Below are 22,327 nucleotides of genomic sequence, written 5' to 3'. Positions count from 1 at the left end.
GAAATGAAAGAAAACCAGAAGACTATGAAAGCACAGAAGAGGATAGCTCTCATAGCCCACGACCACAAGAAGGACACCATGGTGGACTGGTGCAAGAGCAACAAGGAGATACTGGGAAGGCACTTTCTGTGCGGAACGGGGACGACGGCAAAGCTGATCTCGGCAAACACGGGACTCCCTGTGGAGGCTCTTAAGAGCGGCCCTCTTGGTGGAGACCAGGAGGTGGGCGCCAGGATAGCGGAAGGCCAGATCGACATGGTGATCTTTTTCAGCGATCCCCTGGAGGCACAGCCCCACGATCCCGACATCAAGGCGCTGCTCCGCATCGCCAACGTCTACAACATTCCCTACGCTTCCAACAGGGCCACTGCTGATTTCATGATCACCAGCAAGTTCTTCGACAGCGAGTACTCCGGCACCGAGGAGGACTACACGGAGCTGAACAGCAGGCGTGAAAAAGACATCCAGGCGGAGATAAACGCCAGAAGATAGGAGAAGGGGCCGCCGGCTTTCAGCCCTTGCGCTGTACGGCTTGGGGCCTCTTTTTGTGTGGAAAAGAATACACCCCTATGTTATACTTTGTCTTGTTGAGACAATATTAAGAAATTTTACCCGTAGGAAGGAATCAATCTATGAAAGATATCGAGATCAGAGAGTTGTTTCGGAACAGTGAGAAGTATGCCGATCAGGAGATCGTGGTGAGAGGCTGGATCAGGAACAATCGAAATTCAAAGAAATTCGGCTTCATCGAGCTGAACGATGGCACCTTCTTCAAGCCGGTGCAGGTGGTCTACGAGGCCGAAGATCTCGAGAACTACGATGAGATAGCCAAGGCTCATCTGGCCTCCGGCCTCATGGTCAGGGGCATGTTCCGCCTTACTCCGGAGGCCAAACAGCCTTTTGAGATCAAGGCCCTGGAGATAGTGGTGGAGGCGGGATCGGACGCCGACTACCCGCTCCAGAACAAGCGCCACTCCATGGAGTTCCTCAGGGAGATCGCACATCTGCGCCCGAGGAGCAACACCTTTTCCGCGGTGTTTAGGGTGCGCAGCCTGGTGGCCTACGCCATACATAAATTTTTCCAGGAGAGGAACTTCGTATACGTCCACGCTCCTCTGATCACGGGAAGCGACGCAGAGGGAGCAGGAGAGATGTTCCAGGTGACCACCCTCGACCTGGACAACATCCCGAGGAACGAAGACGGCTCCATAGACTATTCCCAGGACTTCTTCGGCAAGGAGACGAACCTGACCGTATCCGGACAGCTGGAGGCGGAGGCATTTGCACTGGCCTTCAGGAACGTCTATACGTTCGGGCCTACATTCAGGGCCGAGAACTCCAACACCGCCCGCCACGCCTCCGAGTTCTGGATGATCGAGCCTGAGATCGCATTCGCCGACCTTCAGGACGACATGGATCTGGCGGAGGACATGGTGAAGTACATCATCAGCTACGTTCTGGAGAACGCTCCAGAGGAGATGGAGTTCTTCAATAAGTTCATCGACAAGGGCCTTCTGGACAGGCTGAACCACATAGTGAACTCGGAATTCCGCAGGGTGACCTACACCGAGGCCGTGGACATCCTCAAGAAGGCGGACAGGAAGTTCGAGTACCCTGTAGAGTGGGGCATCGACCTGCAGACCGAGCACGAGAGATACCTCACGGAGGAGGTGTTCAAGAAGCCTATTTTCGTGACGGATTATCCTAAGGACATCAAGGCCTTCTACATGAGGCTCAACGACGACGGGAAGACCGTGGCCGCATGCGACATGCTTGTGCCAGGAGTCGGGGAGATCATCGGCGGAAGCCAGAGGGAAGAGCGCTTCGACGTGCTGTCAAGAAGGATGGAGGAACTGGGCATCGGCGGCTCCAGTTACGACTGGTACATGGATCTCCGGAAGTACGGCGGCGTGAAACACGCCGGGTACGGTCTCGGATTCGAGAGGATCATCATGTACATCACGGGGATGAGCAACATCAGAGACGTGCTGCCGTTCCCTCGCACGCCTAAGAACGCGGAGTTCTAGGCGCGCATGAAGATAGATATTTGACCGCCGGGGAATTGTAGTACCGCTGTCGGTTTGATATAATCTTAACGCAGGTTATGCATAAATCTGCAAAAATAAACAAAAATGATTGGAGGATCGAAGATGAAGGGATATTCCAGCGACAAGGTAAGAAACGTTGTTCTTCTCGGACACGGAGGCTGCGGCAAGACTACTTTTATTGAAGCTGCACTGCTGGCTACCGGCGTTACCAAGAGACTCGGAAGAGTCGAGGACGGAAACACTGTATCCGACTATGACAAGATGGAAATAGAGAAGAAATTTTCCATCAACACCACACTGGTTCCCGTTGAATACAAAGGGTACAAGTACAACTTCCTCGATACTCCAGGATTTTTCGACTTTGAGGGAGAGGTCATCTCGGCTCTCAGCACGGCAGGAGCCGCCATCATCATGGTGGACGCCGCCGAGGGAGTCCAGGTCGGAACGGAAAAGGCCTGGGAGATGTGCAGCAAGTATCACACGCCTAAGTTCATGGTCCTGAACAAGATGGACAAGCCGGGCGTCGACGCGGATGCGGTAGTTGCTCAGATCAGGGAGACATTCGGCAACTCCGTCGTTACAGACGACGATCAGGACGCGCTGAACGAGGCAGTCGCAGGCGCCTCCGAGGAGCTAATGGAAAAGTTCTTCAACGATGAGCCGTTCACCGAGGAGGAGTTCACTACCGGCCTGAGAGAGGGCATCGCCAACGGCGACATCGTTCCTATCATCAAGTGCTCCGCCCTGGAAGGCGGCGACGGTGTGGATGAGGTGCTGAGGTGCATCTCCAAGTATGTTCCGAACCCGGAGGATCACGCTCCTTACCCGGCAACAGACAACGCGGGAGACAGGATAGAGATCCCTACAGACGTGAAGAGGGACCCACTGCTCTACGTGTTCAAGACCATCGCGGATCCTTTCCTCGGAAAGATCTCCTATGCGAAGGTGATCACGGGGACAGTAAAGTCCGGGGCGGAGATGTACAACCCGAGGACACAGAAGACAGAGAAGCTGGGATCCATGTTCTTCGTGAGAGGAAAGAGCCAGGAGGCCGCCACAGAGGTCCCTGCGGGAGACATCGTGGCCCTGGCCAAGCTCCAGCACACCGGAACAGGCGACACCCTGTGCCTCAAGGCGAAGCCGGTGACGCTGGATCCTATCAAGTTCCCTAAGCCTACTTATTACGTTGCTATCGAGGCTAAGGACAAGAACGACGAAGAGAAGATGGCCCAGTCCCTCCACAAGCTGAACGAGGAGGATCCGTCCTTCGTTCTGGAGAGGAACAGTGAGACCCACCAGTCTCTCCTGGGAGGTCAGGGAGACATGCATATCAACATCATCCTGGCTAAGCTCAAGGAGCGCTATGGCGTCGACGTGAAGATCGTTCCTCAGAAGATCGCCTACAGGGAGACCATCAAGGGAACGTCGGACGTCCAGGGCAAGCACAAGAAGCAGTCCGGAGGCGCGGGCCAGTACGGAGACGTGCACATCAGGTTCTCCCCGTCCAAGGAGGAGTTCGAGTTCTCCGAGGAGCTCTTCGGCGGATCCGTTCCGAAGAACTACGTTCCTGCCGTCGAGAAGGGACTGAGAGAGTGTATGGACAAGGGCCCTCTGGCGGGCTGCAAGGTCGTGAACGTTAAGGCCGTTCTCTACGACGGTTCCTATCACGAGGTGGACTCCAACGAGGTGTCATTCAAGATCGCCGCTTCCATCGCCTTCAAGAAGGGCATCAAGGCTGCAAAGCCTTGTCTCCTCGAGCCTATCATGAAGCTGACCATCACCGTTCCTGAGAAGTACACGGGAGACGTGATGGGAGACATGAACAAGAGGAGAGGCAGGATCCTGGGAATGGAGCCTGCCGAGAACGGCAAGACCGTCCTCAGCGCAGAGGCGCCTCAGTCAGAGCTCTTCGATTACGCCATCAAGCTGAGGGCCATGACCCAGGCGAGAGGCTCCTTCGAGATGGAGTTCTGCAAGTATGAGGAACTCCCTGGGAACCTGGCGGAGAAGGTCATCGCAGAGCATGCCGCCCAGGAGGCATAGACAGAAGAAAAAGTCTCTACCGAGACAGATACCAGGAAGCTCCGGCTGATGCCGGGGCTTCCGTTGATATATCAGGAAAGCAGGAGATATTTATGGCGAAAAAAGTGAAAAAGGTGTTTCTTTGCTCCGAGTGCGGCTTCGAGAGCCCCACGTGGGCGGGGCAGTGCCCGAACTGCAGAGCCTGGGGAACGCTGGAAGAGTACACCCCACCGTCGGCACCGGCGGGAGACCGTCCCAGGGGACTCTCTGATTCCACGGAGCCGATCCCCCTTGGCAAAGTCGGCACCAGGACGTATTCCCGTATAGACACGGGGATAGGAGAGCTGAACAGGGTGCTGGGAGGGGGCGTCATCCCCGGTTCGCTGATCCTGATATCCGGGGAGCCGGGAATAGGAAAATCCACATTGATAATCCAGGTCTCGGACAGCGTTGCAAGGACCTACGGCAGGGTGCTCTACGTATCGGGAGAAGAATCCGAAGAGCAGATAAAGCTGAGGGCCGACCGTGTGTGCGGCGACATCTCGGAGGAACTCTATATCTTTTCGGAGACGAACATGGAGAGAGTGCTCCAGGCCTGCAAGAAAATAAAGCCCCGGTTCCTGGTGATCGACTCCATCCAGACCATGTACACCCAGGAGCTGGACAACATCGCCGGGAGCGTCACCCAGATAAGAGCCTGCTCCAGCCTCCTGATGCAGTACGCCAAGTCCGAGGGGGTTCCGGTGTTCATGGTGGCCCACATCAACAAGTCCGGCGACATCGCCGGCCCGAAGACCATCGAGCACATGGTGGATGCGGTCCTCAGCTTTACCGGAGAGCGCAACGGGGAGCTGAGGCTTCTCAGGGCCTTCAAAAACAGGTTCGGCACCACGGAGGAGATCGGCGCCTTCAGGATGGGCGCACAGGGTATGGAAGAGGTGAGCGACCTGTCCGGCAGCATGGTGGAGAACATGGACATTTCCGAAGAGGGCTCCGTGGTCTCCGGCGTCTACGAGGGTTCCCGCCCCGTGTTTTTCGAGATCCAGGCCCTTGTGTCACCGGCGAACGTTGGTTTCGCCAGGAGGACCTCGGTCGGCGTGGACAGCAACAGGCTGAACATGATCCTGGCTGTCCTGGAGAAAAAGGCTGGCATCTCTCTCCTGAACTACGACGTGTACGTGAATGTGGTGGGCGGCATACGCCCCGACGGACCATCCGCGGACCTGGCCACGGCCCTCGCAATATACAGCTCCTTCAGGGGCATATCCCCGAAGAAAAAGCTTATCGCAGTGGGAGAGGTAGGCCTCACGGGAAATCTCAGATCTGTGAGAAACGTGGACAAGATTTTGCCGGAGGCGGAGCGCCTCGGGTTTGACGGGGTCATCATACCGTCGAGGACATCCGTGAAAAAAGAGGGCAGCATCGCCGTGCACAGGGCGGCGGGGATCAGAGACGCAATAAAGATCTTCAGGGAGCAGTAGCTCCACACAGGCGCCTTGTGCTCTTCACCGAAGCCCCACGCGCCTGTAAAGTAACCCACGTTTTATAAAAAAACACCATGTGATATAATCACCAGTAACAAAAAGCACCTTATAAGGCGCCTGCAAATACTATAATCAAGGAGATAAAAAGAAAATGAAAAAGCTTCTTGTAGTAGATGATGAAGCAAAGATCAGAGAGGTCATCAGAGAATATGCTGAGTTCAGCGGATACGAGGTCACCGAGGCAGAGGACGGCATGAGCGCCATCGGCCTGTGCAAGCTGAACGACTATGACCTGATCATCATGGACGTGATGATGCCGAAGCTGGACGGCTTCAGTGCAATCAAAGAGATCAAGAAAATAAAGGACATCCCTGTTATCATGCTCAGCGCCAGGGGCGAGGAGTACGACAAGCTCTTCGGCTTCGAGCTGGGGATCGACGACTACGTTGTGAAGCCTTTCAGCCCGAAGGAGCTGATGGCCAGAGTCAACGCTGTCCTCACCAGAAAGAGCGGATCCGACCAGGCCACCTCGAACGTCATGAAGTTCGACGGCCTGGAGGTGAACTTCGCGGCCAGGACGATCTCCGTGGACGGCAAGAGGGTGGACCTCACGCCTAAGGAGTACGACCTGCTGTTCTACCTGATCCAGAACAGGAACATCGCCCTCTCCAGGGACAAGCTGCTTTCAGATATCTGGGGATACGACTTCTTCGGAGACGACAGGACCATCGATACTCACATCAAGAACCTCAGGAACAACCTGGGACCTTACAGGAATTTCATCGTGACGCTCAGAGGAGTAGGGTATAAGTTTGAGTACGAAGACGACAAGGACAAGGACAAGTAAAGGATTCCTCAAAGACAAATTCAAGTCCAAGGTGGACAGGAGCAGCATCAAGACGGTGACGCTGCTCTATTTTGTGATGTATGCCATTATTCTCATCCTGCTGATATGGTGCCTCCAGACCTTTTTCGTTGATAACTACTATCAGAGGATGAAGATAAGGGAGACCAACCAGACCTCACATACGCTGGAGAGTCTCTATGAGAAGAGCCCTGAGAAATTTGCCTCCAAGGCTCTGCGTTATTCCCTGAGCAATGGGGTCACGATAAGAGTGGAGACCCCTGATTCGACTACCATTTACGAAAACGGCACTGAACAGGACGGATCCCTCGCTCCTTTCAGCCCGGAGATCCAGGCGGCCAGGGAGCAACTGGGACAGAGCTCCTTCAGCTCGGCTTCCGTCATCGTAAAAGACAACAACAACAGCGGATATTCCAGGCTTGTGCACGTGAGTTATCTCGGCGACAAGGACGATGGCAACGTGCTTTTCGTGGTCGCCCCGCTCTATCCGGTTAGGTCCACAATATCCATCCTTCGCCAGCAGCTGGTGTATATTTCCTTCATCGCAATGGTCATAGCCATGGTGCTCGCGTATCTCATGTCCATCAGGCTGGCTTCGCCTATCGAGAAGATCACGGATTCCGCCATCGAGCTTTCCCACGGTGACTACAACGTGAAGTTCAACGGCGGCATGTTCACCGAGACCAAGGAGCTGGCGAGGACCCTGAACACGGCATCCTATGAGATGCAGAAGACCGATTCGTACCAGAAGGACCTGATAGCCAACGTGTCCCACGACCTGAAGACACCGCTGACCATGATCAAGTCCTATGCGGAGATGATCGATGACATCTCGGGAGACGATCCCGTGAAGAGGAAGCAGCACCTCCACGTGATAATCCAGGAGGCGGACAGGCTGAACAAACTCGTGACAGACATGCTTTCCGTGTCCAGGCTACAGTCCAACACACTCGAGCTGAACAAGGAGAAATTCAACATCGCCGAGGCCGCCAGCGAGGTGGCTGACACCTATAAGGTGATGTCCGAGCAGGGATACACCGTCGACGTGAGCATCTGCAAGGCCACGTGGGTCTTCGGAGACCCGGAGAGACTCAAGCAGGTGATGTCCAACTACATTTCCAACGCCATCAAGTATGGCGGGGAAAAGAAATACATCAAGATCGAACTGAAGCGGGTCGGACGGAAGGTGAGGTTCGACGTGGTGGACCACGGCGTGGGCATTCCTGCTGACGAGATCTCCCACGTGTGGGACAGATACTACAGGACCAGCGCGAACCACGACAGGAACATCGAGGGTTCAGGCCTTGGACTTTCTATCGTGAAGGGCATCCTCACCCTGCACAATGCGGACTACGGAGTGGATTCCAAAGAGGGGAGCGGCTCCGATTTCTGGTTCGAGATGGACACAGTGAGGAAGTAGAGATGGGTGCTCGGCGGCTTTTTACGGAACAAAGGAAAAAGACAGGGCTGTGGCGCAGTGACGCGCTGCGGCCTTTTGCGTTTATTAAAAAACTTTGAAACGGGATTTTGAAAACACGCCGTGTTGACATAGAGTATATGACTGTAGTAAAATTCTATATTTTTGAGAATTGCTTTTTGCGCTCTGCTTTTGATATAATGTACCCGTAGTTTTAATGAATGGAGGTATGAGATGTACCAGATAGGTGATAATATTGCTTATCCAATGCAGGGCGCAGGAACGATCACAGACATACAGCACCGTGAGTCTGGCGGAGAAACTGAGAGCTATTACATTCTCAGTCTTCCCTTCAGCAAGATGAACGTAATGATCCCTGTGGAGAATTCCGGCAAGGTGGGAGTCCGCCCCATAATTTCAAGGGACGACATCCAGAAGGTCATGGAGGTCCTCGGGGGAGAGACCCAGCCTATGCCGTCAAACTGGAACAGGCGGTTCAGAGAGAATACGGAGAAGCTCAAGACGGGAGATATCTATATCGTGGCAGGAGTGGTGAGAGACCTGGTCAGGAGCGACAGGAACAAGAAGCTCAGTACCGGTGAGAACAAACTCCTTAACAATGCTAAACAGATCCTGGAGAGCGAGCTGGTGCTTGCAGCTGACGTAAGCCTGGAGGAGGCTGAATCCATGGTCATGGGCCACATCTAGATGCGCGGGCCGCACAGCTCCCGCACGTTTCAAATATGTTAATTCTCACCGCGGCGGTATGGACACCGGCAAGTGCCCTTTGGTATACCTGTTGCGGATTTTTTATAACAGAACGTCAGATACAGAAAGGAGGTGAGAAAATGTTTAAGAAGATCTATTCAATGTTCATGGTGGTACTGGGATGCATCGCAGGAGGCGTTTTCTACTACCTTATGAAGATCTGGTTCGACCCTTCGTACAAGGGCGGAGGAGATCTCCTCGAGACCAATACCGACTACAGCATGTTCATCCTCAGCATCTTCGTGTTCGGCTTTACCTTCTATTTCCTTGCGCCTGCCATCAGCAGAAGAGGGGCTAAGGTGACGCTGAACATCGGGAGAGACCTGGAAGAAGTATCCAGCAGAAAGGTGATAGCAGGGACTGCAGGCATTATTACCGGACTTATTCTCGCATTGCTCATATCTATGACCTACAGATCCGTGCTGTCCAGCGGCTGGTACGCCATAATCACCATGATCCTCTACATCTTCTGCGGATATCTGGGCTTTTCCATTGGAGTGAGCAAGCTCAGCGACGGGCCGGCGCCGATCATCGGAAGCCTCGTGGGAGGCCACAGGGGAAAAAAGAACGACAACGTGCCTAAGATCGTGGACACCAGCGTGGTCATCGACGGAAGGATCGCCGACATCATGGCAACGGGATTCCTGGAGGGCCCGGTGGCCGTCCCAGATTTCGTCCTGGTGGAGCTGAGGCACATCGCCGATTCCTCGGACAGCCTCAAGAGGGCCAAGGGCAGAAGAGGCCTGGACGTGCTGGACAAGATCCAGCAGGAGTACGGGGTCCAGATCTATAACACGTCCAAGATAGCCGTCCTGGACGAGATCCCGGAGGTGGACGTGAAGCTGCTGAAGCTGACCCAGAACCTGGGAGGCAAGCTGCTTACCACGGACTACAACCTGAACAAAGTGGCCGGTATCAACGGCATCCAGGTGCTGAACATCAACGATCTGGCCAACGCTGTGAAGCAGCCTGTGATACCTGGCGAGACCATGGAAGTGGATATCGTGAAGGCAGGCAAGGAACAGTCTCAGGGCATCGGCTACATGGACGACGGCACCATGATAGTGGTCGAGGACGGCAGGAAGAGGATCGGAGAAAAGGTGAATATCACCGTGACCAGCGTTATCCAGACGTCTGCGGGAAAGATGATATTCGGCCGCATTAGCATGAGGAGCGGTGCTGGCAGAAGCTGAAAACTGAAGTGAGACATCATGAAAGAGGAATCATCAGGAAAGATAAAGTCGTTCTGGGCAGTGATCCCCGCAGGGGGAAAGGGCACCAGAATGGGGGCGGCAGTGCCTAAGCAGCTGCTGAATTACAAAGGGAGGACAGTGCTGGAGAGCACTGTCCTGCCCTTCTTAAATAATGAGAACATTTCCGGTACGGTGGTGGTGATACCCGCTGAGGGGAGCGACGAGCCGTACCGGGAAATGGACCGCGCGCTCAGAGCCGCCACAGGCAGGGGGGCGGCTCTTGTCAGGGGCGGGACCCATCGTGGCGCTTCGGTGCTCTGGGGGCTTCTGAAGGTGATGGAGCTTGCGGCCGGACAGGGGCTCGCCCCCGAGGAGGTCGGGGTGCTCGTCCACGACGGGGCCCGCCCGGAGGTGACACAGGAGATCATCAACAGAAATATCGATGCTCTCAAAGTATACAATGCGGTGTGCACGGTTACTCCATCCGTTGATTCTATGCGGTTTTCAGAGAGTCCGCCCGCCTTGCGCAGCGATAGTGGATGGCTTATAATGGAAAGCAAAGTTTTGGACAGAAGCCGTGTATACAATGTTCAGACTCCTCAGAGCTTCCGGCTGTCGGTCGTTCTCGATGCGTACAGGAAGGCGGAGAAAGACGGGTATACGGGTACCGACGATGCGTCGGTGGTCCAGCACGCAGGATCTCCGGTGGTTCTGATCCAGGGGGATCCTGGCAATATCAAAGTCACTACCAGAAAGGATATTCCAATGACTGTTCGGACAGGAACGGGATTCGACGTACACAGGTTTGCAGAGGGCCGTCCACTTATCCTCTGCGGTACTCCTGTGCCCAGCAGCGTCGGGCTGCTAGGTCATTCCGATGCCGATGTTGCCACACATGCCATCATGGACGCGCTCCTCGGAGCGGCTGGCAAAGGAGACATCGGAGAGCATTTTCCAGATACGGATGACCGGTATCTCGGCGCAGACAGCATCCAGCTTTTACTGGAGACGAAGAAGATAATAGGAGACTGGGACATCGTGAACATCGACCTCACGATCATCGCCCAGGAACCTAAGCTCTCGCCATACAAGGACGAGATGAGAGAGAGGATAGCTGAAGCCCTGGAGATCCCCGAAGAGGCGGTAAACGTCAAGGCCACCACGACAGAGGGCCTGGGATTCACAGGAGCGAAAGAGGGCATAGCGGCCATAGCGGCTGCTACCATAGAAGGGAGATTTTAGCAATGAGACTGTCAGACAAGCATCTGAAGACACTTAGAGAGGCGCCTAAGGAGGCGGAGATAGTGAGCCATCAGCTGATGGTGAGGGCCAACATGATCAAGAAGATGGCCTCCGGGATCTATTCCTATCTGCCTATGGGCTGGAGGACAGTTAGAAAGATCGAGCAGATCGTAAGAGAAGAGATGGACAGGATCGGTGGAGAGGAGTTCCACATGCCTCATGTCAACCCTGCAGAGCTCTGGAAGGAATCCGGCAGATGGTACGCATACGGGCCAGAGCTGTGGAGGATCAAGGACAGGAACGGCAGGGAGTTCTGCCTGGCTCCTACCTGTGAGGAGGCTTTCACTGATTTCGTAAAGAACGAGGTATCTTCCTACAGGGAGCTGCCTCTTCAGCTGTACCACATCCAGTTCAAGTACAGAGATGAGGCCCGTCCTAGATTCGGACTCATGAGAGGCAGAGAGTTCATCATGAAGGATGCTTATTCTTTCGATGCCGACCAGGAGATGCTGGACTACAGCTACGACCTGTACTACCACGCATATGAGAACGTGTTTGACCGTTGCGGCCTGGACTACAGGATCATCGAGGCTGACAACGGCCCTATCGGAGGTAGCAACTCTCACGAGTTCTCCGCTCTGTCTGACGTAGGTGAAAGTGAGATCGCTTACTGCACCGAATGCGGAATGGCGGCCACGACCGAGAGAGCAGAGTGCAGAGATGACGTTCCGGTAAAGGAAGAGCCGGAGGAGCTGAGAGAGGTCTACACGCCTGGCACCAAGACCATCGCTGATGTGTGCAACTTCCTGAACATCGATGAGAAGAGATCCATCAAGGCCCTCATGTTCGTGACCTACGACAGAGATCTGAATCCTGACGAGTACGTCTGCGTATTCATCAGAGGAGACAGAGAGCTGAACATGATCAAGCTGGTGAACGCACTGGGCATTCCGGAGCACAACATCGAATTCGCTAACGAAGACGAGATGGGACCGGCCACCGGCATCGTAGGAGGGTTCACCGGCCCTGTAGGCCTGCAGAACTGCAAGGTCGTAGTGGATAGCGAGCTTGTCGGCACGGTCAATATGTGCGCAGGTGCTAACAAAGAAAACCACCATCTCATGGGCGTTTGCTACGGCAGGGATTATACCGGAGATATCGTGACCGACGTAAAGGTGCTGCAGGCAGGAGATCCATGCCCTCATTGCGGAGCTCCGATAAAGCACACAAGAGGTATCGAAGTAGGCCAGATCTTCAAGCTGGGCAAGAAGTATTCACACTCCATGAATGCGACTTATAAGGATGAAGACGGTGAGGATCACGAGTACGAGATGGGATGCTACGGGATCGGCGTCACCAGAACCATGTCTGCCGTTATCGAGCAGCATCACGACAAGGACGGTATCATCTGGCCTGTATCTGTCGCTCCATACCACGTTTGGATCACCGTCATCGACGCTTCGAACGAGACTCAGATGGCCCTGGCCGCAAAGCTGGAGGCAGAGCTGGAGAAGCAGAACGTTGAAGTGGTCGTGGACGACAGAGACGAGAGACCAGGAGTGAAGTTCAAGGATGCAGATCTCATCGGCTGCCCTATCAGGATCACCGTGGGCAAGAAGGCCGGAGACGGAATGGTCGAGTACAAGCTGAGGAGAGAGCAGGAGATGTCTGTTATCTCGGCCGACGAGGCCGTCAAGGCGGCCAAGGAGCTGGTGGAGGCCGAGCGCTTCGGCACGGACCACATCAGGATGCCGGAGTTCAAGTATCACAACGGGCGCAAGATCAAATAGGCTCCTGAAGCTGTCCGGACACTTGGACGGCCGGTGAAATAATGGCAATACGTGACTATGGAGTGCAGCGACGTCGTGGACGGAGCTGCACTCTGTCGTATAGGGGAGACAGGGACTGGCATCTTCCCGTAGAGAGACGGAAATTATGTGGGAACTTTTCGTGATATTTTTCAAGCTTGGGATATTCACCATAGGCGGAGGGATCGCCATGGTGCCTATCCTCAGAAAAAAGATGGTCGAGGAGCTGAAGTGGTTCGGCGATGACGAGATGGTGGACATCATCGCAATATGCCAGGGGCTTCCGGGCGTCCTGGCCGTGAATATGGCAACATTCGTCGGATACAAGAAAAAGAAGCTTCCGGGTGCCTTTGTGGCAACGCTTGGCGTGATCATACCATCCTTTGTGATAATCCTGGTGATCGCCAGGTTCCTGTCGGAATTCGAGGAAAACGTGTACATTCAGGGAGCACTGGGCGGACTCAAGGCTGCGGCTGCAGCGCTGGTCCTCCTGGCTGTGTGGCAGGTGGGCAGGACGGCCGTCATCGACTGGTTCTCCGCCGTTTGCGCGACAGGCGCCTTTGTTCTGATAGTATTCTGCAAGATAAGCGTGGTGTACGTGATAATACTTTTCCTGGCCATCGGTGTGGCTAAGGAATTTCTCTTTCCGGGAAGGCCTGCCATAGATCCGGATGCCATGACGAAGGCAAAAGTACCCGGGGGTTCAAAAAATAAAGAGAAGGGAGGGGATGAGAAATGATATATCTGCATCTTTTCCTGGCATTCATGAAAATAGGACTCTTCGGCTTTGGAGGAGGGCTGGCCATCATCCAGCTGATCTACGACAGCATTCAGCAATTCGCGAAAATAACTCCGGATCTCTTCGCCGAGATAGTGGCCATTGCACAGGTCACCCCGGGCCCGGTCGCCATAAACACCGCCACCTTTGTGGGGTTCATGAGCGCAGGAGTCCTGGGCGCGGCAGTGGCGACAACGGGGGTCGCTGTCCCGTCCTTTGTCATCATCTCAATGGTCAGCAGGGTGATGGAGAAGTTCAAGAACAGCAGGATCATTAAAGGAGCCCTCTCGGGCATCCGGCCTGCGGCTGTCGGACTCATCGCATCGGCGTTTCTCACGGTCAGCAAGCCGGTTGTGTTCAATGATGCCCACCTGGGGAGCAACTTCCACGAACTGACGGCCATGCTTCCGCAGTCTGTAGACGTTGTCTCGATAGCCCTCGCAGCAGTAACTATGGTCCTTCTCATTTTTTCAAAGAAAGACCCCATCAAGATCCTGGTGGTCATGGCGATCGTCGGAGCGGTGCTTGGAGCGTGACTTTTACATGTGCAAGGAACACAGGCTATTGTTCGAACCGGCGTTCACCTATATAATGCAGGTTGAGATTTTTTTACAGGCGGGAAACGTCTGACACAAGGAGGCAGTCTTATGAAGGTATACAATTCCCTTACCGGCAAGAAGGAGGAATTCGTCCCTCTGGAAGAAGGCAAGGTAAAGATGTATGTGTGCGGACCTACAGTATACAATTTTTTTCACATCGGAAACGCAAGGCCGTTTGTGGTCTTTGATACACTGAGAAGGTATTTCATCTGGAGAGGATACGAGGTCAAGTACGTCCAGAACTTTACTGACGTAGATGACAAGATCATCAACAGGGCGAGAGAAGAGGGGATCACGGCACCGGAGGTCTCCGAGAAGTATATAAAAGAGTATTTCGAGGATGCGAAAGCGCTGAACGTAATACCTGCTGACGTGCACCCGAAGGTATCGGAGCATATAGACGACATTATCGCATTTATTCAGACCCTCATCGACAAGGGATATGCCTATGAGGCCGACGGAGACGTGTATTATTCCACGAGAAAATTCGATGAGTACGGCAAGCTCTCCGGGCAGAACATTGACGACCTCGAGTCGGGGGCCAGGATCGCCATCGGCGAGGTAAAGAAAGATCCGCTGGACTTCGCTCTGTGGAAGGCACAGAAGGAGCCTGACGAGATCGCCTGGAAGTCACCTTGGGGCATGGGAAGACCGGGCTGGCACATCGAGTGCTCCACCATGGCCAGAAAGCACCTGGGGTCGACCATCGACATCCACGGCGGCGGGCAGGACCTGAAGTTCCCGCATCACGAGAACGAGATCGCCCAGTCCGAGGCGTGCAACGGAGTGCCTTTTGCGAAATACTGGATGCACAACGGATACATCACCATCGACGGAGTGAAGATGTCCAAATCTCTGAACAACTTTTTCACCGTGAGAGACATCAGAAAGCACTACAGCGGCGACGTCATCCGCTTCTTTCTGCTGTCCGGCCACTACAGGAGCCCGATCAACTTCAGCGATGTGCTGATGGAGCAGGCCAAACAGGGGCTCGGCAGGATCGTGACCTGTGTGGAGACCCTGGAGCACCTGGAAAAGAACGGTTCGCAGGGCCTCACCGACGAGGAGAAGAAGGAGCTGGAGTCCCTCGGAAAATACAGGGATATGTTCATCGAGGCCATGGACGACGACCTGAACACCGCCGACGGCATTTCTGCGATCTTCGAGATGGTGTCTGACATCAATGTCTTCGTGAGAGACGGCGCCTCCAGGGAGTTCGCCGCAGAGGCTGAGAAGAAGATCAGGGAGCTTACCGACGTCCTGGGGATCATGCAGCACGTGGACGACGTGGATCAGATCGGTGCCGACGTTCAGGCTCTGGTGGATGAGCGCCAGGAGGCCAGGAAGGCAAAGAACTGGGCGAGGGCCGACGAGATCAGGGATCAGCTGAAGGCCATGGGATACACGGTGAAGGACACTCCTCAGGGCGCACAGCTGATCAAGGACTGATGGAGACAGGAAGGCTGAAATTTAGATCAGATGATGAATTTAGATAATGTTAATACGTCGACGCTGGCGTTTCTGGGGGATGCAGTCTACGAGGTGGCCATCAGGAGGATGCTGGTGGAAAACGGCATGAACAACGCCGACAGGCTGCACCGGGCCGCGGTGAAATACGTTTCGGCGGAAGGTCAGTCCCGGGCGGTGAAGGAGCTGAGCAGGGATTTTCTCACACCCGAGGAGATAAGACTCGTGAAGCGGGGAAGGAACCACAGGACCACTTCCCATCCGAGGAACGTGGATCCGAGGAAATACAAACAGGCCACGGGATTTGAAGCGCTTCTTGGGTATCTGGAACTGAGCGGTGATCGCGAGAGGCTCGATCAGGTGATAACAGAGGCCATCCACGTGATAAACGGCAGGAGGAACCGCCAGGGCGTGCAGGCCATCAGCGGTGCTGAGACGCAGGAGACGGCAGGTGGAGAGGACTCACAGAGCAGGAGAGGACAGGAATGAGCAAGGCTGATGAAAAATTTGTTGCCATGTGCCAGGACATTCTGGACAACGGGTTCAGCACCGAGGGGTACCCGGTGAGGCCGAGGTGGGCCGACGGGACTCCGGCACATACGATCAAGAACTTCGGTGTGGTGAACAGGTATGACCTGCAGGAGGAGTTCCCCGCTCTGACGCTGAGACCTACTGCCATCAGACTGGCCTTCGACGAGCTGCTGTGGATATGGCAGAAGAAGTCCAACAACGTCCACGACCTCAATTCCCACATCTGGGATCAGTGGGCCGACGAGAGCGGCAGCATCGGCAAAGCCTACGGCTATCAGCTCCAGGTGCCATACAAGTTCAAGCAGGGTGAGATGGATCAGGTGGACAACGTGCTGTGGCTCCTCAAGAACGACAGGTACTCCAGGCGCATCATGACCAATATGTACAATTTCGCGGACTTGAGCGAGATGAACCTGGAACCGTGCGCATACAGCATGACATTCAACGTGAAGGGGGACACACTGAACGCCATCCTGAACCAGAGGTCCCAGGACGTGCTCACCGCGAACAACTGGAACGTGGTCCAGTACTCCCTGCTCCTCATGATGATGGCGCAGGTCAGCGGCCTCAAGGCCGGAGAGCTGGTGCACGTCATCGCTGATGCTCACATATACGACAGGCACGTGGACATAGTAAAAGAACTTATAACCAGGCCTCAGTACCCGGCACCAAAGGTGCGTCTGGATCCTGAGGTCACGGATTTCTACAGCTTTACGACGGACGACCTGATCATCGAGGACTACCAGAAAAACCCTCAGATCAAGAACATACCAGTCGCCATATAAAGGAGTATATCAATGGATCTCATCGTAGCAGTGGACAGCAGATGGGGCATAGGAAGAGACAACGGGCTCCTGGCATCGGTGCCTGGGGACATGAAGTTCTTCCGTGAGACCACCACTGGTGGAGTGGTGGTGATGGGGCGCAAGACCCTGGAGAGCATGCCTGGAGGAAGACCCCTTCCAAAGCGCGTCAACATAGTCATCACCAGGCAGCCGGGCTATGATGCCCCGGGAGCCGTCGTGGTCCACGACAGGGAGGAGCTGGCGGAAGCCCTGAAGGAGTGCGGCGGGAAAAAAGTCTTCATCATCGGCGGAGGTTCCGTCTACAGAGAGTTTTACAAGGATTGCCAGAGGTGCTACGTCACAAGGCTCCAGGAGGATCTGAACGCAGACACCTTCATGGTGGACCTGGACGAGGATCCGGATTTCAGACTCACAGAAGAAAGCCCGGTACACGAGGAAAACGGCATAAAGTACACGTTCTGTACCTATGAAAAAATCAAAAAATAGCTGACTTAGCAATAACAGAACGGATCGCTTCAATGCGGATATATACAGATTCGCGGATCACGGAGAAATTTAATGAGTAAAGGACAGAACAAATACAGACAGGAAAGACAGGAGCGGCAGTTGGCCGGTTCTGTCAGAAAAGGAAAGAATCAGGATCCCGGCAGCCGCAGGAGAGATCGCAGTGCCGGCGACAGGTCCCGTTACTGCGATGGATCCAGAGATGGATCCAGAGACAGAGAAAACCTCAGAGGCTACGCCCCTGACGATCTGCAGAGAGACAGGGAGGCCATAGCCGATGACGGCGTGGAAAAAGTGTTCGGAAGGAACCCGGTCCTGGCGGCCCTCAGAGGATCCAGAGAGGTCGAGCACATATACATCGCGAAGGGGACCGAGGGCTCTGTGAGGCAGATAGCCGGACTGGCCAAAGACAACGGTGTCCCTGTGGACTTCGTGGACAGAGAGATCATAAACATTATGGCCAGGGGCGAAAAGCACCAGGGCGTGGCGGCGAGAGTCTCCCAGTACAGTTATTCCACGATACAGGATGTGTTCACCAGGGCGGAAGAGTCAGGAGAGGATCCTTTTCTCATCGTCCTGGACGAGATCAACGATCCCCACAATCTTGGTGCCATTATCAGAACGGCGGAGTGCGCAGGTGCCCACGGAGTGATCATTCCGAAGAGAAGGGCCTGCGGCCTCACCGGGACCGCGGCTAAGAGCTCCGCCGGAGCCATCGAGACCATGCCGGTGGTCAAGGTCACAAATATCAGCAAGACACTGGAGGATCTGAAGGAGCTGGGACTTTGGATCGCGGCCTGCGACATGGGAGGACAGCTCTACTACAAGGCGGACCTGTCAGGGCCTATAGCCGTCGTCATCGGCAGCGAGGGCGAGGGCATCAGCAGACTTGTGAAGGAAAAGTGCGACTTTACTGTATCCATGCCTCTCTGCGGCAAGGTCAACTCTCTCAATGCGTCAAATGCCGCCGCGGTGATAATGTATGAGATCCGCAGGAGGAGAGACCTCCTGGACATGTGAGGACCTGACTCGCAGAAAAAACTGAAAATGAAATAAATTAACTTGACTTTGAATTCCGGTCAGAGTAACATTATTGAGCGTCTTTATGTATACTGGTGCGGAGCGAGTTGAAATTCGCTCTGTGTTTTAAGTTGACCGAGAATAGATAGAAAAACACTGGTAATCATATTTAAGGAGGAGATCACCGTGAGGAATAAGATCACACTCGCATGCACAGAGTGCAAGCAGAGAAACTACAACACAACCAAGAACAAGAAGAACGACCCGGACAGGATCGAGCTCATGAAGTACTGCAAGTTCTGCGGTAAGGAGACTCTTCACAAGGAAACAAAGTAGTTCATTTCGGAACGGAGCGGTTTTATGGCTAATAACAAGAGCAACGGCAGCAAAAAGAAGTCCGGAAGCAGCAAGTCGGCAGTGAGCAGGGCGGCAAGCTACGGCTCGTCGGCAGGCCGTGCCCAGACGAAGAGAGAAGGGCGTGGGCTGCGTGGCTATTTCAGAGGAGTGCGCCAGGAATTCATGAAGGTCGTATGGCCTACCAGAGAGGAACTGGGAACGAGCACCGTGGTAGTTATCGTCGTGTGCGCTGTCTTTGCAGTCGCCTTCTGGCTCATCGATACCGGATTCCTTGCATTACTCAGGTCTGTTCTGGGTATTTCTATGTCTTAATAGAAGAGGAAACGGGAGTTTTATATGGCAGATTTGAACGAAAACAGCACGGAAGTAAGACCGTCTCTTTCCCCGCTGGAAGGAGAAGGCCTGCGTGGTGACGGCACGGCCAAGTGGTATGTCGTACACACATACTCCGGATATGAGAACAAGGTCAAGGACAGCATCGAGCGGATGGTTGAGTATCGCGGAATGCAGGACCTGATCCTGGAGGTCGCGATCCCTACCGAGAACAGGGTGGAGATCAAGAACGGCCAGAGGAAGGTAAGGCAGAAGAAGCTGTATCCGGGCTATGTTGTTATCAAGATGATCGTGACCAACGAGACCTGGTACCTGGTGAGGAACACCGAGGGCGTTACTGGTTTTGTGGGACACGGATCCGATCCTATCCCTCTGACCAAGGAAGAAGTGGTCAGAATGGGGATGGAGAAAATGCGCATCGAACTGGATATCGAGGTCGGTGATACGGTCCGCATAGTCAGCGGTCCATTCGAGGGCCACATGGCCATCGTTGAGGACATCAACACTGAAAAGCAGATCGTAAAAGCGAAGGCATCGATGTTCGGTCGAGATACATCTGTGGAACTCGAGTTCTCGCAGGTGGATAAACTATAAAAGAAAGGAGTAGAAAATGGCTAAGAAGATCGACGGCTATATCAAGCTTCAGATCCCTGCAGGAGGAGCAACTCCGGCACCGCCAGTAGGCCCGGCACTGGGACAGAAGAGCGTCAACATCATGGACTTCTGCAAGCAGTTCAACGCTCAGACAGCAAACCAGTCTGGAATGATCATTCCAGTAGTTATCACGGTCTACACAGACAGGTCCTTCACATTCGTGTGCAAGACTCCGCCGGCAGCAGTGCTCATCAAGAAGGCAGCTGGTATCGAGACAGCTTCCGGAGAGCCTAACAAGACAAAGGTCGCAAAGATCACACTTGCACAGGCTCAGGAGATCGCTCAGACAAAGATGCCTGACCTGAACGCAGCTTCACTTGAGGCGGCTACAGACATGATCAAGGGAACTGCCCGCAGCATGGGAGTAGAAGTAGTAGAGGGCTAATTCAGTGGGAGGCAGACGAAGAGCTGCCGACAGTACCACAAGGAGGAAATAATGCCAAAGAGAAGTAAAAGATTCAACGCTGCTCTGGAGTCTTTCGACAAGACACAGACCTACAGCGTTGCAGAGGCTGTAAGTCTTGCAAAAAAGACCAGCAGCGCGAAGTTCGACGAGACCGTTGAGCTCCACATCCGTCTGGGTGTAGACGGAAGACACGCAGATCAGCAGGTAAGAGGTGCTACAGTTCTTCCTCACGGAACAGGTAAGTCCAAGAAGGTCCTGGTGTTTGCTAAGGGACCTAAGGCTGAGGAGGCCGAGGCTGCAGGCGCTGATTACGTAGGTGCTGAGGACATGGCGGAGAAGATCCAGAAAGAGAACTGGTTCGACTTCGATGCAGTAGTTGCTACTCCTGACATGATGGGAGTTGTTGGACGTCTTGGTAGAGTGCTGGGACCTAAGGGACTGATGCCAAACCCTAAGTCCGGCACAGTTACGATGGACCTGACAAAGGCTCTCGAGGATATCAAAGCCGGTAAGGTGGAGTATCGTCTCGACAAGGCCAACATCATCCACGTTATCATCGGAAAGGCTTCTTTCACAGAGGAGCAGCTCACGGAGAACGCAAACGCACTGATCTCGGCTATCGCTAAGGCTAAGCCTTCAACAGCCAAGGGTCAGTATTTCAGGAGCGTGACCGTAGCTTCCACCATGGGACCTGGAGTAAAGATCAACACAGCTTCACTGGGCTAATCAGTGATGACAACGGAATACCAACTGTAGACAGCGGGTGCGAACGCTTAATTTCCCGCCGAGGTACAATATAGATCGCCTCGCAGTTATCCTTGCGAGGTTTTTTGTACCCCACACCAGGTATGGTGACAAGGTCGACAATCAAAATTTGGACGGAGATCTCCGTTCAGGAAAGGAGATAAAATGTCTGTAGAAGCAAAAGCAGCTAAGCAGGTTATCATCGACGAGATCAAGGAAAGATTCAGCAATGCGTCTTCCGTAGTCGTAGTTGATTACCTGGGTATCACGGTAGCTGAGGCAGACGCTCTGAGAAAAGAACTCAGAGAGGCCGGCGTACAGTTTACTGTATATAAGAACACACTTGTTAAGCGCGCTATTGAGGGAACAGAATACGAGGCTCTGGGCGACTGCCTGAAGGGCTCCAGTGCTCTGGCATTCTGCTCTGATGACCCGACAGCATCTGCAAGGATCCTGGACAAGGCCATCAAGAAGTACAAGAAGATGGCATTCAAGGGCGGCGTTCTGGACGGAGCAGTTCTGGACGCAGCACAGGTACAGGCTCTGGCAGAGATCCCATCAAGAGAGGAGCTCATCGCCCGCTTCATGGGAAGTGTCAAGGCACCTATTTCCAAGTTCGTCAGAACACTCCAGGCTGTTGTGGACAACGGCGAGGAAGGAAGCGCCGATGCTCCGGAGACAGCGGAGGCAGCAGAGGCATAGGCCGGCGTTCTGTCCATTTAACAGAATGCGTTTCATAAGTACCGCACATGTGAGTGCGGCCACATAAATTTTATAAAGAAAGGAAATTTACAATGGATAAGGATCAGATCATTGAAGCCCTGAAGGGTATGACACTGCTTGAGATCAACGAGCTGGTTAAGGCTTGTGAGGAAGAGTTCGGCGTATCCGCTGCAGCAGTAGCAGTAGCACCTGCAGCAGGTGGAGCAGCAGACGGCGGCGCTGAGGAGCAGACAGAGTTCACTGTCGTTCTGAAGGAGATCGGCGACAACAAGATCAAGGTCATCAAGGCTGTAAGAGAGGCTACCGGCCTTGGTCTGAAGGAGGCTAAGGCTCTGGTAGATGAGGCTCCATCCAACATCAAGGAGAACATCGAGAAGGCTGAGGCTGAGGCTCTGAAGGCATCCCTGGAAGAGGTTGGTGCTACTGTAGAGCTGAAGTAGTTCGGATAAAAACAAGGAACGAATTGAACCCTGTTTTTACAGGGTTCAATTTTTTCGTATATTCGTATATATATGCACTTTCCTCACATTCCCCGCAATCACCGGGCACGGCCCCGGG

General features: G+C 54.1%; 24 protein-coding genes, 1 pseudogene and 1 other annotated feature. All 25 genes and pseudogenes read left to right on the top strand.

What is annotated here, in order from left to right; all coding sequences use genetic code 11:
* Positions 1-3 precede the first annotated feature (3 nt).
* The 25 genes and pseudogenes from BQ7382_RS06410 to rplL all read left to right on the top strand — a co-directional run bounded on the left by BQ7382_RS06410 (position 4) and on the right by rplL (position 22,209).
* The gene (locus BQ7382_RS06410) at positions 4-492 is read left to right on the top strand and encodes a methylglyoxal synthase (protein WP_077391299.1); all 489 of its coding nucleotides are present in this window, start codon (positions 4-6) and stop codon (positions 490-492) included.
* Positions 493-632: 140 nt separating this feature from the next.
* On the top strand, positions 633-2,027 hold the full coding sequence (gene asnS, locus BQ7382_RS06405) for an asparagine--tRNA ligase (RefSeq protein WP_077391298.1): 1,395 nt from the start codon (positions 633-635) through the stop codon (positions 2,025-2,027).
* 105 nt (positions 2,028-2,132) lie between these two features.
* Positions 2,133-4,091 (top strand): elongation factor G, encoded by a 1,959-nt coding sequence (locus tag BQ7382_RS06400; RefSeq protein ID WP_328587316.1) that lies wholly within the window; start codon positions 2,133-2,135, stop codon positions 4,089-4,091.
* Between the two features lie 92 nt (positions 4,092-4,183).
* On the top strand, positions 4,184-5,551 hold the full coding sequence (gene radA, locus BQ7382_RS06395; RefSeq protein WP_077391296.1) for a DNA repair protein RadA: 1,368 nt from the start codon (positions 4,184-4,186) through the stop codon (positions 5,549-5,551).
* A gap of 154 nt (positions 5,552-5,705) precedes the next feature.
* Positions 5,706-6,401, top strand: coding sequence for a response regulator transcription factor (locus tag BQ7382_RS06390; RefSeq protein WP_077391295.1), 696 nt, complete (start codon positions 5,706-5,708; stop codon positions 6,399-6,401).
* A complete protein-coding gene (locus BQ7382_RS06385) occupies positions 6,367-7,839 on the top strand; it encodes a sensor histidine kinase (protein WP_077391294.1) in 1,473 nt (490 codons plus the stop codon). The genes BQ7382_RS06390 and BQ7382_RS06385 overlap by 35 nt, the downstream gene beginning before the upstream one ends.
* Before the next feature lie 231 nt (positions 7,840-8,070).
* A complete protein-coding gene (locus BQ7382_RS06380; RefSeq protein WP_077391293.1) occupies positions 8,071-8,544 on the top strand; it encodes a CarD family transcriptional regulator in 474 nt (157 codons plus the stop codon).
* A 140-nt stretch (positions 8,545-8,684) separates the two neighbouring features.
* Positions 8,685-9,797 (top strand): PIN/TRAM domain-containing protein, encoded by a 1,113-nt coding sequence (locus BQ7382_RS06375; RefSeq protein ID WP_144082101.1) that lies wholly within the window; start codon positions 8,685-8,687, stop codon positions 9,795-9,797.
* Positions 9,798-9,815: 18 nt separating this feature from the next.
* Positions 9,816-10,547, top strand: a pseudogene (locus BQ7382_RS09840) (IspD/TarI family cytidylyltransferase); the annotation flags it as partial.
* Positions 10,548-10,562: 15 nt separating this feature from the next.
* Positions 10,563-11,039 (top strand): 2-C-methyl-D-erythritol 2,4-cyclodiphosphate synthase, encoded by a 477-nt coding sequence (gene ispF / locus BQ7382_RS09835; RefSeq protein WP_334292957.1) that lies wholly within the window; start codon positions 10,563-10,565, stop codon positions 11,037-11,039.
* Between the two features lie 2 nt (positions 11,040-11,041).
* A complete protein-coding gene (locus BQ7382_RS06365) occupies positions 11,042-12,829 on the top strand; it encodes a proline--tRNA ligase (RefSeq protein ID WP_077391290.1) in 1,788 nt (595 codons plus the stop codon).
* 145 nt (positions 12,830-12,974) lie between these two features.
* Positions 12,975-13,586 carry a chromate transporter gene (locus tag BQ7382_RS06360; protein WP_077391289.1) on the top strand — a complete coding sequence of 204 codons (612 nt, stop codon included), beginning with the start codon at positions 12,975-12,977 and terminating at the stop codon, positions 13,584-13,586.
* Positions 13,583-14,161, top strand: coding sequence for a chromate transporter (locus BQ7382_RS06355; RefSeq protein ID WP_077391288.1), 579 nt, complete (start codon positions 13,583-13,585; stop codon positions 14,159-14,161). Before BQ7382_RS06360 ends, BQ7382_RS06355 begins: the two co-directional genes overlap by 4 nt.
* Positions 14,162-14,272: 111 nt before the next feature.
* Positions 14,273-15,673, top strand: a complete 1,401-nt coding sequence (cysS, locus tag BQ7382_RS06350; RefSeq protein WP_077391287.1) for a cysteine--tRNA ligase — start codon at positions 14,273-14,275, stop codon at positions 15,671-15,673.
* 33 nt (positions 15,674-15,706) lie between these two features.
* Positions 15,707-16,180: a Mini-ribonuclease 3 gene (locus BQ7382_RS06345; protein ID WP_159437246.1), complete on the top strand. Its 474-nt coding sequence runs from the start codon at positions 15,707-15,709 to the stop codon at positions 16,178-16,180.
* Positions 16,177-17,007 (top strand): thymidylate synthase, encoded by an 831-nt coding sequence (thyA, locus tag BQ7382_RS06340; protein ID WP_077391285.1) that lies wholly within the window; start codon positions 16,177-16,179, stop codon positions 17,005-17,007. The genes BQ7382_RS06345 and thyA overlap by 4 nt, the downstream gene beginning before the upstream one ends.
* 12 nt (positions 17,008-17,019) lie before the next feature.
* Positions 17,020-17,514 carry a dihydrofolate reductase gene (locus BQ7382_RS06335; protein WP_077391284.1) on the top strand — a complete coding sequence of 165 codons (495 nt, stop codon included), beginning with the start codon at positions 17,020-17,022 and terminating at the stop codon, positions 17,512-17,514.
* Between the two features lie 72 nt (positions 17,515-17,586).
* Positions 17,587-18,552 (top strand): 23S rRNA (guanosine(2251)-2'-O)-methyltransferase RlmB, encoded by a 966-nt coding sequence (gene rlmB / locus BQ7382_RS06330; RefSeq protein ID WP_077391283.1) that lies wholly within the window; start codon positions 17,587-17,589, stop codon positions 18,550-18,552.
* Between the two features lie 186 nt (positions 18,553-18,738).
* Complete coding sequence (gene rpmG / locus BQ7382_RS06325; protein ID WP_077391282.1) at positions 18,739-18,888, top strand: 50S ribosomal protein L33; 150 nt, start codon at positions 18,739-18,741, stop codon at positions 18,886-18,888.
* A 24-nt stretch (positions 18,889-18,912) separates the two neighbouring features.
* Positions 18,913-19,221: a preprotein translocase subunit SecE gene (gene secE, locus BQ7382_RS06320; protein WP_077391281.1), complete on the top strand. Its 309-nt coding sequence runs from the start codon at positions 18,913-18,915 to the stop codon at positions 19,219-19,221.
* A 24-nt stretch (positions 19,222-19,245) separates the two neighbouring features.
* Positions 19,246-19,836, top strand: a complete 591-nt coding sequence (gene nusG, locus BQ7382_RS06315; protein WP_077391280.1) for a transcription termination/antitermination protein NusG — start codon at positions 19,246-19,248, stop codon at positions 19,834-19,836.
* A 16-nt stretch (positions 19,837-19,852) separates the two neighbouring features.
* The gene (gene rplK, locus BQ7382_RS06310; RefSeq protein ID WP_077391279.1) at positions 19,853-20,281 is read left to right on the top strand and encodes a 50S ribosomal protein L11; all 429 of its coding nucleotides are present in this window, start codon (positions 19,853-19,855) and stop codon (positions 20,279-20,281) included.
* A gap of 51 nt (positions 20,282-20,332) precedes the next feature.
* Positions 20,333-21,028 carry a 50S ribosomal protein L1 gene (gene rplA / locus BQ7382_RS06305; RefSeq protein ID WP_077391278.1) on the top strand — a complete coding sequence of 232 codons (696 nt, stop codon included), beginning with the start codon at positions 20,333-20,335 and terminating at the stop codon, positions 21,026-21,028.
* Between the two features lie 6 nt (positions 21,029-21,034).
* Positions 21,035-21,144: a sequence feature (ribosomal protein L10 leader region), on the top strand.
* A 67-nt stretch (positions 21,145-21,211) separates the two neighbouring features.
* Positions 21,212-21,748, top strand: a complete 537-nt coding sequence (gene rplJ, locus BQ7382_RS06300) for a 50S ribosomal protein L10 (RefSeq protein WP_077391277.1) — start codon at positions 21,212-21,214, stop codon at positions 21,746-21,748.
* 92 nt (positions 21,749-21,840) lie between these two features.
* Positions 21,841-22,209 (top strand): 50S ribosomal protein L7/L12, encoded by a 369-nt coding sequence (rplL, locus tag BQ7382_RS06295; protein WP_077391276.1) that lies wholly within the window; start codon positions 21,841-21,843, stop codon positions 22,207-22,209.
* The last annotated feature ends 118 nt before the right edge of the window (positions 22,210-22,327 follow it).

Origin of the sequence: Mobilibacterium timonense (assembly GCF_900155555.1) — a bacterium.
In the GTDB taxonomy this organism is placed as follows: Bacteria; Bacillota; Clostridia; order Peptostreptococcales; family Anaerovoracaceae; genus Allobaileyella; species Allobaileyella timonense.
This window is presented reverse-complemented; position numbering and strand designations above follow the sequence as displayed.

Excerpts from the sequence above, each read along its gene's own strand:
- BQ7382_RS06410 (WP_077391299.1), top strand. The coding sequence starts at position 4 with ATGAAAGAAAACCAGAAGACTATGAAAGCACAGAAGAGGATAGCTCTC.
- asnS (WP_077391298.1), top strand. The coding sequence starts at position 633 with ATGAAAGATATCGAGATCAGAGAGTTGTTTCGGAACAGTGAGAAGTAT.
- BQ7382_RS06400 (WP_328587316.1), top strand. The coding sequence starts at position 2,133 with ATGATTGGAGGATCGAAGATGAAGGGATATTCCAGCGACAAGGTAAGA.
- radA (WP_077391296.1), top strand. The coding sequence starts at position 4,184 with ATGGCGAAAAAAGTGAAAAAGGTGTTTCTTTGCTCCGAGTGCGGCTTC.
- BQ7382_RS06390 (WP_077391295.1), top strand. The coding sequence starts at position 5,706 with ATGAAAAAGCTTCTTGTAGTAGATGATGAAGCAAAGATCAGAGAGGTC.
- BQ7382_RS06380 (WP_077391293.1), top strand. The coding sequence starts at position 8,071 with ATGTACCAGATAGGTGATAATATTGCTTATCCAATGCAGGGCGCAGGA.
- BQ7382_RS06375 (WP_144082101.1), top strand. The coding sequence starts at position 8,685 with ATGTTTAAGAAGATCTATTCAATGTTCATGGTGGTACTGGGATGCATC.
- ispF (WP_334292957.1), top strand. The coding sequence starts at position 10,563 with ATGACTGTTCGGACAGGAACGGGATTCGACGTACACAGGTTTGCAGAG.
- BQ7382_RS06365 (WP_077391290.1), top strand. The coding sequence starts at position 11,042 with ATGAGACTGTCAGACAAGCATCTGAAGACACTTAGAGAGGCGCCTAAG.
- BQ7382_RS06360 (WP_077391289.1), top strand. The coding sequence starts at position 12,975 with ATGTGGGAACTTTTCGTGATATTTTTCAAGCTTGGGATATTCACCATA.
- BQ7382_RS06355 (WP_077391288.1), top strand. The coding sequence starts at position 13,583 with ATGATATATCTGCATCTTTTCCTGGCATTCATGAAAATAGGACTCTTC.
- cysS (WP_077391287.1), top strand. The coding sequence starts at position 14,273 with ATGAAGGTATACAATTCCCTTACCGGCAAGAAGGAGGAATTCGTCCCT.
- BQ7382_RS06345 (WP_159437246.1), top strand. The coding sequence starts at position 15,707 with ATGAATTTAGATAATGTTAATACGTCGACGCTGGCGTTTCTGGGGGAT.
- thyA (WP_077391285.1), top strand. The coding sequence starts at position 16,177 with ATGAGCAAGGCTGATGAAAAATTTGTTGCCATGTGCCAGGACATTCTG.
- BQ7382_RS06335 (WP_077391284.1), top strand. The coding sequence starts at position 17,020 with ATGGATCTCATCGTAGCAGTGGACAGCAGATGGGGCATAGGAAGAGAC.
- rlmB (WP_077391283.1), top strand. The coding sequence starts at position 17,587 with ATGAGTAAAGGACAGAACAAATACAGACAGGAAAGACAGGAGCGGCAG.
- secE (WP_077391281.1), top strand. The coding sequence starts at position 18,913 with ATGGCTAATAACAAGAGCAACGGCAGCAAAAAGAAGTCCGGAAGCAGC.
- nusG (WP_077391280.1), top strand. The coding sequence starts at position 19,246 with ATGGCAGATTTGAACGAAAACAGCACGGAAGTAAGACCGTCTCTTTCC.
- rplK (WP_077391279.1), top strand. The coding sequence starts at position 19,853 with ATGGCTAAGAAGATCGACGGCTATATCAAGCTTCAGATCCCTGCAGGA.
- rplA (WP_077391278.1), top strand. The coding sequence starts at position 20,333 with ATGCCAAAGAGAAGTAAAAGATTCAACGCTGCTCTGGAGTCTTTCGAC.
- rplJ (WP_077391277.1), top strand. The coding sequence starts at position 21,212 with ATGTCTGTAGAAGCAAAAGCAGCTAAGCAGGTTATCATCGACGAGATC.
- rplL (WP_077391276.1), top strand. The coding sequence starts at position 21,841 with ATGGATAAGGATCAGATCATTGAAGCCCTGAAGGGTATGACACTGCTT.